The sequence below is a fragment of the Paenibacillus hexagrammi genome (genome assembly GCF_021513275.1).
GTDB lineage: Bacteria > Bacillota > Bacilli > Paenibacillales > NBRC-103111 > Paenibacillus_E > Paenibacillus_E hexagrammi.
Genome location: NZ_CP090978.1, coordinates 109469 through 123642, shown reverse-complemented (window position 1 = coordinate 123642; position 14174 = coordinate 109469). Strand labels below are relative to the sequence as shown.

General features: G+C 49.1%; 12 protein-coding genes. 4 read left to right on the top strand and 8 right to left on the bottom strand.

Annotation, left to right across the window (positions count from 1 at the left end; all coding sequences use genetic code 11):
- Positions 1-576: an MFS transporter gene (locus L0M14_RS00575; protein WP_235120191.1), complete on the top strand. Its 576-nt coding sequence runs from the start codon at positions 1-3 to the stop codon at positions 574-576.
- Between the two features lie 21 nt (positions 577-597).
- On the opposite strand, the gene L0M14_RS00570 is transcribed toward L0M14_RS00575, so the two are convergent.
- Complete coding sequence (locus L0M14_RS00570; RefSeq protein WP_235120190.1) at positions 598-1446, bottom strand: helix-turn-helix transcriptional regulator; 849 nt, start codon at positions 1444-1446, stop codon at positions 598-600.
- A 107-nt stretch (positions 1447-1553) separates the two neighbouring features.
- Here L0M14_RS00570 and L0M14_RS00565 point away from each other — a divergent pair, with 107 nt between their 5' ends.
- From L0M14_RS00565 to L0M14_RS00555, 3 genes are all read left to right on the top strand, one after another.
- On the top strand, positions 1554-3089 hold the full coding sequence (locus L0M14_RS00565) for a sulfatase family protein (protein ID WP_235120189.1): 1536 nt from the start codon (positions 1554-1556) through the stop codon (positions 3087-3089).
- 193 nt (positions 3090-3282) lie between these two features.
- Positions 3283-3780, top strand: coding sequence for a DUF2243 domain-containing protein (locus L0M14_RS00560; RefSeq protein ID WP_235120188.1), 498 nt, complete (start codon positions 3283-3285; stop codon positions 3778-3780).
- Entirely contained in the window at positions 3767-4555 is a 789-nt protein-coding gene (locus tag L0M14_RS00555) for a cytochrome c oxidase assembly protein (RefSeq protein ID WP_405030812.1), read from the top strand. The genes L0M14_RS00560 and L0M14_RS00555 overlap by 14 nt, the downstream gene beginning before the upstream one ends.
- Before the next feature lie 152 nt (positions 4556-4707).
- Here L0M14_RS00555 and bglB read toward each other — a convergent pair whose 3' ends face one another.
- The 7 genes from bglB to L0M14_RS00520 form a co-directional block, all read right to left on the bottom strand.
- Positions 4708-5787 (bottom strand): beta-galactosidase BglB, encoded by a 1080-nt coding sequence (bglB, locus tag L0M14_RS00550; RefSeq protein WP_235120187.1) that lies wholly within the window; start codon positions 5785-5787, stop codon positions 4708-4710.
- The gene (locus tag L0M14_RS00545) at positions 5784-6752 is read right to left on the bottom strand and encodes a hypothetical protein (RefSeq protein ID WP_235120186.1); all 969 of its coding nucleotides are present in this window, start codon (positions 6750-6752) and stop codon (positions 5784-5786) included. The genes bglB and L0M14_RS00545 overlap by 4 nt, the downstream gene beginning before the upstream one ends.
- A complete protein-coding gene (locus L0M14_RS00540) occupies positions 6728-8323 on the bottom strand; it encodes a hypothetical protein (protein ID WP_235120185.1) in 1596 nt (531 codons plus the stop codon). The genes L0M14_RS00545 and L0M14_RS00540 overlap by 25 nt, the downstream gene beginning before the upstream one ends.
- 48 nt (positions 8324-8371) lie before the next feature.
- On the bottom strand, positions 8372-9238 hold the full coding sequence (locus L0M14_RS00535; RefSeq protein ID WP_235120184.1) for a helix-turn-helix transcriptional regulator: 867 nt from the start codon (positions 9236-9238) through the stop codon (positions 8372-8374).
- A gap of 150 nt (positions 9239-9388) precedes the next feature.
- On the bottom strand, positions 9389-10702 hold the full coding sequence (locus L0M14_RS00530; RefSeq protein WP_235120183.1) for an ABC transporter substrate-binding protein: 1314 nt from the start codon (positions 10700-10702) through the stop codon (positions 9389-9391).
- Between the two features lie 193 nt (positions 10703-10895).
- The gene (locus L0M14_RS00525) at positions 10896-13298 is read right to left on the bottom strand and encodes a glycoside hydrolase family 31 protein (RefSeq protein ID WP_235120182.1); all 2403 of its coding nucleotides are present in this window, start codon (positions 13296-13298) and stop codon (positions 10896-10898) included.
- 20 nt (positions 13299-13318) lie between these two features.
- Positions 13319-14173 (bottom strand): helix-turn-helix domain-containing protein, encoded by an 855-nt coding sequence (locus L0M14_RS00520; RefSeq protein WP_235120181.1) that lies wholly within the window; start codon positions 14171-14173, stop codon positions 13319-13321.
- Between the last annotated feature and the right edge of the window lies 1 nt (position 14174).

Sequence of the window (14174 nt, the reverse complement as noted above, 5' to 3'; positions counted from 1 at the left end):
ATGAATGCAAAATGGCTGATTCGATCACAAAGTATCGTTACGTTGGCAGCTGGAATGATTTATCCTTACTATTTGCTGTTTTTAAAAAACTTAGGTAACAGTTACTCCAAATACGGGCTTGCATTTGCGGTATTTACGGTTAGCTCCGCTGCGGCAGCACAATGGCTCGGGGCGACGCTGGATCGGCATGGGATACGGATGCTCATAGCAAGCTCACTTGGTATGATGGTGACGATGTTGGCTTTTCCTATGGTGATGTCCTATACGTGGGTGCTTGTCCTTCAATTGATTATGGGCGTCTGCAATGCTATGCAAAAGATGAGCGAGCGGCTTTTAATCGCCGACCGGACAGAACATGGTTCGCGGGGACCGTTCATCGGATCTTTTCACTTCTGGACTTCCGTCGCCTCAGGATTTGCCGTCATTGCCGGTGGATATTTAATCGATTGGTTGACGATTGACGCCTTATTTTATACAAGCGCACTGCTCTACGGGATTAGTGCTTGGGCAGTATGGCGGTCACAGAAAAGGGGGAAAGCAAAGAAAAAGAACATTCATTCATTGGACATGAATTAAAATCACACCGCACCATCCCCCCTACATCGTCCTGTAAACCCCCGGCGAAACGGAACAGTAATTTTTAAACGCGCGCGTGAATGAAAATAAGTTCGGATAGCCAAGCGACAACGCAATCTCGGTAATCGTGGCGTCCGTATCCCGAAGCAGCCGCTGCGCCTTCTCCATGCGGATTTTTTGCAAGTAGCTGAGTGGTGATATCCCTACCTCTCGGGTGAAAACACTAGTGAAATAGGACCGGTGTACGCCCGCAAAAGAAGCCGTTTGCTGCACCGATACCCCTTCCGCCGCATGAAGCTCCATGAAACGGATGCATTCCTGAATCCACCCGGCAGGTTCGTCCTCCTTGATGGGCTCCTCTTCAGGCGCTGATTCGGCAAACAAGCGGAACAGCAAACTCTGCAGTTCCAGACAAACCGGGGCACTCCAGCCTCCCGCTTCCCCCATCAACACACGAATGCACTCCATGATCTCACCTATGCGATCTGGTTTACCTAGATGCGTATAGGGTTTATCCGCCCTCAGGCCTGCCAGCTCCAGAAGCCCTCCTGCGCGCGGTCCGTCGATCACGATCCAGCTTAGCCGAAGGGGAGAGGCTGGATTTGCGATCCCATAGTGGTAGGTAATCCCCGGAAATAAGCAAAACAAATCCCCCTCGACCAGACTTATCCGCTCCCCCTGATGCTCCAGCCACAGCTCCCCCTGGTGAATCTGATGCAGACTATAGCCATCGATCCGTTTTGGACCGACCCGGTAATTCGGATTCGCCTGGCTGCTTCCTGCGCGTACCGGCCAAATCTGGCTGTCCTTATCCAGCTTACGCGGCGTATAGTAGACAAAATGTGCTTGCTCATAATCGAAATCTTGCACCCAATTCACCTGCCAAATCTAACAAAATGATAAGCCAAATACAACAATATGCCATTCTATAATTTCCATATTTCCTATAATATCATAAGAGGAGGCGATTGATTACGATGAAGTCACCTAACATTTTGTTAATTACTAGCGATCAACAGCACTGGAATACGCTTGGAGCTTTCAATAAGGAAATTCAGACTCCCAATCTGGATCGTTTGATCCGCGAGGGCACCACATTCACACGGGCGTATTGCCCCAATCCTACCTGTACACCTAGCAGATCCTCGATGATCACGGGCATGTATCCGAGTCAGCACGGCGCCTGGACACTAGGTACGAAGCTGCTGGAAGACAGGCACACCGTTGGAGAAGATTTCGGAGCAGCGGGCTATCGCACCACTTTAGTGGGTAAAGCGCATTTTCAGCCCTTGAAATCTACGGAGGAGTATCCGTCGCTTGAAGCGTACCCGACTCTTCAGGATTTAGACTTTTGGAAAACCTTTCACGGACCGTTCTACGGCTTCGATCATGTAGAGCTGGCGCGAAATCATACGAACGAATCCCATGTCGGGCAGCATTATGCCTTATGGATGGAGCAGCAGGGCTGCACGAACTGGAGAGACTATTTCCTCCCGCCTACGGGCACGATGGATCCGTCACTTACTTACAAATGGCCGATACCGGAGAAATATCACTATAATACTTGGATTGCAGAACGTACGAATGCGCTGCTCGCGGAATACCAAGCCTCCGAGGAGCCGTTCTTCATGTGGGCAAGCTTCTTTGACCCTCATCCCGAATATTTAGCTCCGGAGCCTTGGGATACCATGTACGATCCGGATTCGCTCACGATTCCATCGATGGTGCTTGGAGAGCATGATCAGAACCCTCCTCACTTCGGCAAAACGCAAGAGGAGCACCCGGACTTCAGCGACCTAGCGGAAACCGGCTTCGGCATACACGGATACCGTTCCCATCATTATTATGAATACGGAGATAAGTTCCGGTTAACGGATGACGATAAGAAAAAGCTGGTCGCGGTCTATTACGGCATGATCAGCATGATGGACAAATATATTGGTAAAATCCTCGACCGCCTTGAGGAGCTAGGGCTAGCGGACAACACAATCGTCGTCTTTACGACCGATCACGGCCACTTCTTCGGACAGCATGGTCTGCAGGCCAAGGGCGGCTTCCACTATGAGGATTTGATCAAGCTTCCTTTCATCGTCAAGTATCCTGGGCATGTTCCAGCCGGCAAGGTATCCGATTCGATCCAATCGCTGGTCGACCTTGCTCCTACTTTCTTGTCCTTCTGCGGTATTCCTATTCCTCATTCGATGACGGGTGTCGATCAACGGGAGGTATGGACCGGAAGTAAAGATCAAGCACGAGACCACGCCATCTGCGAATTTCGCCATGAGCCTACGACCATCCATCAGAAGACTTATGTCGATGAGAGGTACAAAATCACCGTCTATTACAACCAAACTTACGGGGAAATCTTCGATCTTCAGGAGGACCCGGGCGAGCTGCGCAACCTATGGAACGATCCGGAGCATGCTGCCTTGAAATCTCAACTTTTGCTGAAATATATCTGGGCGGAGCTGGGCAAAGAACCGCTGCTGATGCCCCGCATTCATCACGCGTAAGCTGAGAATTTCTTTCGTGAATCGGTGTCTCATGTGACGCCAAAAGAGTCTGAATGGCTGTGATAGCCGGTTCAGGCTCTTTTTTTGTAACAGCGCAGCGCCGGGTTTTTGATCCAAGTGATTATCACTTGAAAATCTGGACACAATGGCGGATAGAACGCGGAGCTCATTCTATTCTGAAAGGAACATTTGTATGGCTGTTACACAGATACACAGTGAAGAAGCTGGATACCAAAGGCGCAACCTGTGGTCGGGATTTTTATTTGGCGTAGGTGTTGTTGCCTTTATAGATGAGACCTTGTTTCATCAGCTGCTGCATTGGCATCACTTTTACGATCAATCCACGACCGATATGGGCTTAGTCTCTGACGGTCTGTTTCATGCCTTCAGCTGGTTTGCTACTATTGGAGGCTTGTTCATACTCGCCGATCTTCGCAGACGAAACGCTTGGTCCGTGAAGCGATGGCTGGGAGGCATCTTGCTCGGTGGCGGGTTATTTCAACTCTATGACGGAACCGTCCAGCATAAGTTGATGCGGTTGCACCAAATTAGGTATGTGGAGAATATCATCGTGTACGATATCGTATGGAATACTCTTGCTATCGGTATGATGGTTACCGGCTTGGTACTTATAAATCGTTCCGGCAAAAAGCTGAAGGAAGCTGAGGGAACTTTTCGTGAACCCTCATAATCATGGCTACGGAGCTCTATCTATCTTCCTTTCCGCGCTCCCATTTGCAATAGTCATCCTTACATATAGGATTCTGGCAGTTATATCCGGAAAGCGCTATAAACCGTTCCCGCCACATCGTTATTTGTGCTGGATGCTCGGCATATGGTGTATAGCTTTATCTGTTACGGGACCTTTGGCAAGCCGGGCTCACACTGATTTTGCGGATCATATGATCATCCACCTATTACTAGGCATGCTGGCTCCACTCCTCCTGATGCTCGCAGCGCCAATGACTCTTCTATTCAGAACGCTTAGTTTGAAACAGGCTCGGGGACTATCCCGCTTGCTGAAGAGCAGCCCCTTTCGATTACTTCATAACCCATTCACAGCCTCTACCCTCCATATTGGGGGTCTCTGGCTACTCTATACAACCGACATATACAGTTGGATGCATCGAAGCACTATTGGGCATACGGGGGTACACGTGCATATCTTCTTAGCAGGGTATCTCTTCACAGCATCCATGGTCAGTATAGACCCTGCACCTCACCGCACAAGCTTTCTATATCGATCGCTGGTCTTGCTTATCGCCTTATCTGCTCACGGTATCTTGTCCAAGTACCTATATGCCCACCCGCCTTCAGGTGTGCCAGCTGCACAAGCAGAGCTCGGGAGTATGATCATGTACTACGGCGGTGACATCGTGGATATTGTTCTTATTTGTATCCTTTTCTCGAAATGGTTCCATGCCGCCCGACCTCGAAAAGCGCTAAACCCTGTAACGGAAAAATAAATAATCCCAATCAGCAGGCGCAGCTTCCTAGTTCTATGAATGGTGGCGACTACGCAGCCATGTCGAAAGGTCCCAGGGCAATCACGTGAGGTTGATTCCCGTATACAAAAAATCGCACCACCCCTTATCGGAATGACGCGATTCTCTCATGCTTATTGGGCCTCGCCCGTATAACGCAAGCCTTCCATCAAAATCAGCAGGGTTAACGCCTGCCCATAAGTCATCGGGGATATCGGGATGTCTTTATAGAACTGCGCGTCGTTGCCAACCGGCGTCCCGTAGGACACCTCCTGCACCACGCCATTCACGTCGATTCGCTCCAGGACAGCCTCCAGCGCCTTACGGCCAACCGGCAGGTACTCCTGTTCCAGGTATCCTTTACGCACAGCTTTCAATATGCCGTAGCCGAATGCGGCCGTACAGGATGTCTCCACATAGGACGACGAATCATCCAACACTGTATGCCACATGCCGTCCTCTGTCTGAAGTGAGGTGAGCGCTTGAACTTGACTGCGCATCGTATCCAGCAGATATTGCTTGATGCCTTCCTCCAGCGGGACCATGTCCAGAAAATCGACGATACCGCACGTATACCAGCCGTTGCCGCGTCCCCAGCGCACAGCTCCGTAATTATGTCTTCCATTGAAATCCCAGCCGTGGAAGAACAGCCCCGAATGGCGATCATACAAATATTTAATATGAATCAGGAACTGCTTCTTCGCTTCTTCCACATACTCCGGACGATTGAAATAGACGCCGGCTTTTGTCAGGAAAAGCACGGTCATGAACAGGGTGTCGATCAAAATTTGCCCATCATTCGCATCCCCTGTAATCATGTGCTGGAACGCCTGATCTCCCGTGCGGATCAAGCCGTTCTTAGGATCCATAATCCAGCGGCTCCACTCATCACATACTTGAATGTATGCTTCTTTCCCTGTCAGCTCGCACAAGGAGATCAGAGTCAGCAGCGGTGAGCAAGTATTGACGTTCTTCTCCGGCAAGCCTTCTTGAAGACGAGCATCAAACCAGTCCTGCAAAAATTGCAGCGTGCCCGCATCCTTCGTTTCCTCATAATACTGGTACATCCCGTAGAGCCCAACGCCTTGAGGCCATTCCCACAGATGAATATCGATCAGTCCGATCGGATAAATCTCGTCCAAGCCTTCGTTTTTCATAGACTTCATGGCACCAGATACACGCTTAATCGCACTTAGAATTGTCTCTTGTTTCATTTCGAGATTACCTCCCTAGCTTGGCGAACCAATCGGCCTTCGGCTCCGCAATTGCCAATTTCCACGATTTGACCATTCACGCGTAGCGGCACCTGCCAGCCAAAACGCACCTCTCCATATCTGGGATCCGTCAGCTGTACTTGCAAGGAATCAACCGAAACCTCACATGGCGCATTCAGCATGCTTGCCATAAACTGCTCGAAGGATTCGAAATCCTGTGCATCCGCTGCTGTAACCAGCCATACGTTGCGGCGACCTTTCGAAGTTAGCTCACGACCACGGTTAATTCCGCGCTGGGTCTCTTCAAGTCCTCCTGCAGCGTATAGGGCAGCGTAGGCCCCTTCTCGCTCCGCAAAAACCCATGATCCGCTGTATTCAATCCGGCTAAACGCATAAGTCGGGAAGTAGGCATGCGTATAATCGGCATCGTGATCTTCATGAATATCGAATAATAGGATTCCCAATCCTTTGTACTGCCCAACCTTCGGCAAATAGCCGTTGCCAGCCCAGAAGCTCGGACGTCCTGAACCGTGGGCGTAAATCTCGCCTGGATGATTGACCCAGATTTGCGCTTCTGGGGAGAACGCCAATTGCAGCACATGTTCCTGATAGCCTTTAAGACCAGCGCGGAAATCGGAGATACTCGACAAGACGAATGAGTCCGTACGGTAATGAATCAGCTTAGCGTAGCCGTCCTTACCTTGCTCTAATTGAAATTCGAGCTCCTCATGCGGGCTTAGCTTTTTCAGCTCTGCCAACTGCTGCGGCGGCTCGTACTCCGATAAGTAGACCGATACGTTAAAGGAGGTGCTGTTCACGTTGCCCACGCCATAGCCCACCCAAATGAGTGATGTCGTGCCCGCCGCATGGTTGCCGAGCTGCTCCTTCTCGTAGCTGCGCCCGAATGTAGAAGACAAATATCCGTCGTGCGCCTCTGCCATCATATATCTGTATAGCAGATCCATAGCCTTCTTGGCCTGCTCGCGCAGCACTGGGGAAGCTCAGCCAGATCATAAAGCTGAATCAATCCAAGGAAATCTATCGGGATGTAGGCACTGGAGTTCCATTCAGCCAGTCCCTCGGCCAAGAATCGCTCAAACCAGTCCGTCAACTGCAGCTCTGCCTTGGCTTGTCGTTGAGCCCCGGTTTCGCCGCTATTGCTGAACGTATCCTCAGGGAATAATTGACCTGCGAGCAGCTGGCAGGTGTGGAACAACAGCGCATGGTTTTCGCTGAAGAACCACATGACATCGTCTCCCGGCTCATCGATCCAATAACGGAATCCCAGCATCGTTTCTTTAACCTGAGCCCAGAAATCTTCGCCATACAACCCGCTATCGCGGTAATCCTTCCAAAAACGGAATAGAGCTACTAGATAGAAGTCAGCGCAGTCGCGTCTTTCTTGAATACCGACAAGTCCATTCAGAATCATCCCGCGGGATTGTTCCGGGGAACCCCCGGTTTTCAGATTCGCAATGGCCGTATGAATATTAGGAATACCGAGCGCTGCCACACAACCGAGAGCCATTTGCTTGCGTTCTTTAACTGTCATGGCTTCGCTATTTTTTGGCTGGAAGCTGCTATTAAACAGCTCAATGCCGAACAGCTTGCGGACAGCCGCTTTGCCCACAACCGTGCTGACTTCGAAGTATTTATAGTCGATGCTAAAATGATCGGTATGCCCCAGCACCAAGCTGGTTGCGCCTGCCCCAAGCTCCCGCTTCAGCGTGGATTTGCCGCTAAAGAAGCTGCTGTAGCTTACATCAAATGAAACCGGATGGGCAAAAGGCTTCTCGAACTGAATCGTGATCTCGCCGTCGGTTACACTGTCTTTCGGAAAGTAAGCCCGATGGAAGGCATCCTCCATGGCTAGTACCGCTTCGGCATTCTCCGTTTCCGTAAGCGGAATGCGGATTTCCAGCGATTCGGGGCCTGTATATTCAAGCGTATAATGATAGAGCGTATCCCGCTCAGCCAAGTCCTCATGGCAGACAATAAACTCATTTGCGCCAGCTGCCAGCTCGATTTCTACCTGCGTCTTCTGTTCTATGTTTCTAGTGAACGGTGTGAAATCGCATACCTGACGACCATTTACCCAGAGCGCTACGGAACCGCACGTTTTCAGGTTAAATACCGCTTTATGCGCAGTAGGACTTTCCACGACGGTGTAAGCGTATCTGAGCATGTGTGTAGGGACATAGTAGAAGCCGGATTCCTCTACCCGTGAATTTCCCCATGGGAAGTAAATGTCCCAGTTCGCCTCAGAGCTCCATAGCGACACGGTATCGCCAATGACCGGGGCCTGTGTGAACGGCAGCTCCGGTGAGGAAGAACGCCGAGCGTCGACGAATTCTTTACGGCAAGGATTCTCATGAATCGAAAATCCCTTGATTAGCCAATCATTGATATCGCCTTCCATCGTCATCGGTTCAAACCGAACATTGCGGGTTAAAATCCCGCTGATGAGCCAACGGTTGATCACCTGGTGCCGAAGTTGTAAAGGAGCATAAGCTGCATAATTGCTGTGGGTTATCATGGTCGTCTTCCCTTCATTCCTAGTGTCACGATCATTTGCAGTCTGGGCTTAATTCTGCTGCATCTTGCGGTATGTCTGCGGCGAGACCCCGGCATATTGCTTAAACATGCGGCTGAAGTGTACCGGACTCGTAAAGCCGAGGTGCTCGGACATGAATCCGATCGGTTCGTCCGATAGCTTTAATAGTTTCTTCGCATCATCAATGCGCTTACGCGTTATGAAATTATGAATAGAAACCCCTGTTACTTCTTTAAAAGAGTGACACATATAATATTTGTTCACATGCATTTCCTTGGACAGGTTCTCGAGTGTAATCTGGCTTCTATAATGCTGATTCAGATACTGGAGTATGCGGCGAACGTTGGTCTCTTTTTGCGATTGGGTCGGCGCCGTCAAGAGCGCATACATTTCTTTGGATCTGCGGTAAATTTTCAAAAGCAGCTGGACCATAAGGCTCTGCAGCATGAATTCATTGCCGATCACTTCCTTATCCTTTTCGTGAAACAAATTGGAGAAGTGATGGTCCATGTCGCGTAAACCTTCCTCATCCCAACGAATTAGCAAGCCATTCGGATGGCCGAACAGGCTGATCAGCTTCGTGTACAACTCTTCGCCAGCCATTTCCTGAATATAATCCGCTGTAAAATTGATATAGCTTCGAACATACGGCACATCTTCCATCGGACTCGGCCGGTGAAGCACATCTCCGCTGAACAGCAGCATGTCGCCCGGCTGCATCTGGTACAATTCGTCCCCAACAATCAAATTCACATTGCCTTGATGGAATAAGTACACCTCATAGCCGTCATGTGCATGCAGCGGCCAGCTGTCCTGCCATTCCGCAGCTTGATGGCGGATGTAGATGCGTTCCCGCTTGAGTGCCGTGTTCGTCAAAAAATGGAGATAATGCGCCATGTGCCGCTCCTTCTTGCTTAATGGATTCGCTTGATCAAATTTTAGCACAACCGTTGTTACCGATTAGCACCGATGTTGTCCTATATCCTACATATGTTGCTCTCCTGAACATGAATGAAGGACTGCCGGTAGGCAGCCCTCCTCTCATGCTTACTTGCTTTGCTCGCTGATCGCTTTGTCGATCAGTTTGGCCGTCTTATCCAGGGCATCCTTCGCTGTCGCTTTGCCCGTGATAGCATCAATAATATTGTTTTTCAAATCGGTAGAAAATTTAGGGATGAGAGTTTGACGGGACCAATCGTTCGCAGCAAGAGGTGTTGTATTGGCCAGCTCATCTGCAAACACTTCGAACATTTCTTTGCCGAACGCATAGTCAAGTTTTGCATTGTCCTTACGAGGACTGATGAACAGTGAATCCTTGGTGAACTTGGCGTTTACATCTTTGGAAGACAAATATTTAATAAACTCCGCAGTCTCCTTTTCTACACCTGTACCTTTGAAGCCCATCACGTACTTGCCGCCTGGAACGGAGGAACGGATCTTGCCTTTAGGCATGTAAGTGACGCCCCACTCGAAGTTCGTAATGTCCTTGTAATTGCTGAGCACCCAGTTTCCTGCCATATGAACGGCTACCGTACCGGAACGGAACAAGTTGTTCGGATTCTCATTACCTACCCATACGGATGGAGGCATAATACCGTCTTTGTGAAGCTTTACAAAGGCTTCCAGCGCCTGTACGCCTTCCGGACTGTTGATCGTAGCTTTTTTACCGTCTTCGCTGATCATGCTGCCGCCAAATTGATACAGCATAGTCGACCATCTGTGAGGCGATACGTCCCAGACCATACCTGTCTTGGCTCCGCCTTTATCCATGACTTGCTTAAGGTCCGCTGTGAATTCATCCCATGTCCAGATGTCATCCTTGGAGGTAGGCACCTTGACTCCTGCTTTATCGAATAGCGTCTTATTGTAGATCATCCCGTTAGCGGTTACATCCATGGGTGCAGCGACAATTTTGTTGTCCATCACATAGTACGGCTTGATAGAATCAACAAACTGGGACGTAAAGCTATTGGCATCGCCGACATACGGCGTCAGATCCAACGCTTGGTTAGCAAACATCCCGGTATCGGTAATACGCGCCAGTGCAGGCGGTTGACCACCGGAAATCATCGTCTTCAGTTTCGTCGGCAGGTCTTTAAAAGCAACTTCGATGAGGTTGATTTTTACATTCGGATTTTGTTTTTCATAATCGCCAATAATCCCTTTCATCACGTCGCCTTCAATACCGTCCGTAAACCAAACATAGTCCAGTGTAACCTGCTTCTTGGAATCGGAGTCGCTCTTACCTGCAGCTTGGCCGCCGGCTTGCGAGCCTCCCGAGCTGGATCCACAAGCTGTTAACCCGAGCGTGAGCAGTCCTGCAAGAACAAGATTCATCGCAGATTTCATGGTTTTCTTCATATGACATTCCCCCTATTTTTTGGATCATATTTACTGTTAGCGTTTTCTGATAGCGGTTACAATAAAAATCTTATCATATCTACATTTTTCTGTTAGATCGATTATTGCTCATAATTTAACGGATATTGCTTTAAAATATGAATTCAAATATAACCAAAAAAGCACCTCACAATGGAGGCGCCTCGTTAAGTTGCTATCCGATTACTTGAATGACCGCTGAATGAAAGCCCGTCTTGAACCCGACAGTCAGCACTCCGGCTTGCTCATTAAAGTCAAAAGAATGGGGGTTATCTTCGATACGAACACTCACTGGTACAAACGGAACGTAAAGCATGCGCAGATGGATAAACTGTATACCGTTTTCAAACTCTTTATGCCGGTAATTCAGTTGTACGGATACTTGATTCGGACTCTCGTTCACCTGAATATTCAGCAAATTGTAGCTGCCTTGCTTATATTGAGCCGTTCGCCCATCATCTTCGTAGTAATCAAACTGATGGTCGGCACGGCCGGAACAATACATATCGATGGTAAGTTCAGGACTGGAAGCTTCCGACAATGACTGTCTGAGCGGTGCTTGCGGCACAATCGCGCCTTCTCTGATGAAAAGAGGCATGACCGAAAGCGGTGCATGGCACAAGTGATGCTTGCCACCTTCAAGGCGTTCGCCGGTCCAGTAATCATACCAGGTTCCTTCCGGGAGATAGACGGCTCTATGATCCGTGGACGGTCTAAGTATAGGCGCTGCTAAAATGTGGCTTCCGAGCAGGAACTGGTCGCATAAATTGAACAATTTCGGATCATCCGGGAACTCCAGCAGCAGCGGACGAAGTACAGGGAGACCGCTCCGGCTCGCTTCGTAAATCAGCGAATACATATAGGGCATCAAGCGGTAGCGCAGCGCAATATAGGTGCGGCAAATTTCCTCAATCTCCGCCCCGAACGCCCATGGTTCCTGCCGGATTGAATCCAGCATGCTATGATTGCGGCAGAACGGGAATAATGATCCTGCCTGCGTCCATCTAGCGAGAAGCTCTCCGCTCGTATGATGCGTAAATCCGCCAATGTCCGGCCCGGCAAACGCTACGCCAGACAGACCCAAATTCAGCACCATGGGAATGGATAAAGCCAAATGCTCCCAATAGCTGCGGTTATCTCCGGTCCAAACAGCCGCATACCGCTGAATACCTGCATATCCGGCCCTCGTTACGACAAATGGACGCTCTCCGTTCAGATTCCGTTCAAGTCCCTCATAGGTAGCCTTCGACATCATCATGCCGTACAAATTATGCGCTTCTTTATGCGTCATTGGGCTGCCGTTATTGGAGTGGACAACATCCAAATCCATCGTCTTGGAATCGTTAAACACGGAAGGCTCGTTCATATCGTTCCATATCCCGGCGATCCCCAGTTCCGTATAGTAACGGTGCAGGTCGCCCCACCATGTACCCGCTTCCTGATCCGTAAAATCCGGGAAGGCGCTGTCCCCTGGCCACACTTTCCCAATAAATACTTCGCCTTCGAGCTTCTCACAGAACAGCCCCTGCTCGATTCCTTGGCGGTATACCTGATATGTCGGGTCTTTTTTCACGCCGGGATCGACAATCGGCACAATCCGAATGCCAAGCTCTTTTAGCTCTTGAATCATCTGCTTGGGGTTAGGGAATCGTAGGGGATCAAACGTAAACACCCGGTATTCATCCATATAATGAATGTCCAAATATATGACATCGCAAGGAATCTGCTTTTCACGGAATGTACGCGCAATCGTCATGACTTCTTCCTGATTCATGTAGCTGTATCTGGACTGCTGATACCCAAGCGACCAAACTGGCGGGAGCTGCATGCGTCCGGTCAATCCGGTATACGAACTCACTACGTCTTTGATGGACGATCCGCCTATAAAGTAATAATCCAGGCTTCCTGTTTCACAGCTTACACGGTAATGATTGGGATAGGAGCGCATATCAAAAGCGGTTTTTCCCGGGTTGTCTAGAAAAAGCCCATAAACTGTACCTTCATTCAAATGAATGAGAAATGGAATCGACTGATACAAGGCCTCGATGTCGGGAACGTGAGGCGAAAATACATCCGAATTCCACATTTCGTACCTTTCGCCGGCTTTATCTAAAAATCCCGTTTTTTCGCCCAACGCATAAAAATGGGAATCGCTGCTTTTTTCGAAATGAACCGCCGCTTCTTTATGAACATTCCATACAACAGGCTCTTGCCTGGCAAGCAGATGGCCTTTGTCATCATAGATGGCTATGCTGCTATCCGATTTATGAATGAAAGCTTGTAAAGCCGAAGAATGAATGATAAATTCATCTTCCCGCTCTTCAACTTGCTGATCTACTGCGTTCTCGGGAAAAAGGACGACTCCGCTGCCTGACCAAGCATGGGTGTCTGAAGCCGACTTTGCGGTCACTCTTATGATCTGTTCGGTAATAAATTGAACCATGAGTTGCCCTGCCGAGCAGTTGACAATCGTCAGCCCGTTTGCGGCTGTAATCCTTTCTGCACGGCCCAATGATCGGCTTTCCACCGCTTGAGCCTGAGTCTGTTTATCCGGATGAATCGTAGCACTGTTCTCCATGTCTGCACTCCTATTGATATCTATTTATTTGCGTATAACTTGACTTCAGATGGATTACATCCAAAATGTTTTTTGAACATCTTGCTGAAATGCTCGGGTGATTTGTAGCCCAAATCTATTGCAACCTCGTTCACTCTTTTATTCGTTGTCAGAATCAGCCTTCTGCCCTCTTCCATTCTTTGCTCGGTGACATAGTCCCACAAGCTCGTTTTCATCATTTTTTTAAATAAGGCGCACAAGTAATTCGGACTTAAGAAAACGGAAGCGGCAATCTCCTGCAGCTTTAATCCCTGATTTCTGTAATTATGGCGGATGTAGTCCATCGTTTGGTTGATTAAGGCATGTTGACCCTGAACATTCACTTTCCCCTCGTCCGGCTCACCCAGGTTCTCGACCGCTTCGCTGTAAAGTTTGGGCCAGCTTGAAAGTCCTGCACTCACAGCGCTTATACCGGTCTTGCATGTCAAATTCAAGTAGCTCGCCAAATTATTCTGAAGCTCTCTGGCTGTCATACCCAAATGGCCAAACTGCTTGCGGCTCATTTGCAGCCCGATCGTCATTTCATTTTGTTTGCTGAAGAAGATGATGTTCTGACAGCTTTTTACGGTTTCTTCCGCAATGTTAGCAGCAGCATATTTAAAAAGATTGCGATGCCGGAAAGAAGAAGCTTTACCGTCCACGAATCCTGCAGAGTTCAAGTCCAATTGGATCACGATCATCCCGTGTAACGCTTCTTTGTCATGAAAACCGAGCGAAGCCAGCATTTCTTCCACTTCGCTGCCGGAAGCCGATTCGGCTATGCACTCGTTAAGGATATAATTTCGCTCTGAATGAATCTCGTCCAGTGAAAATTTGCATGAAAAGCTTGTATTCATA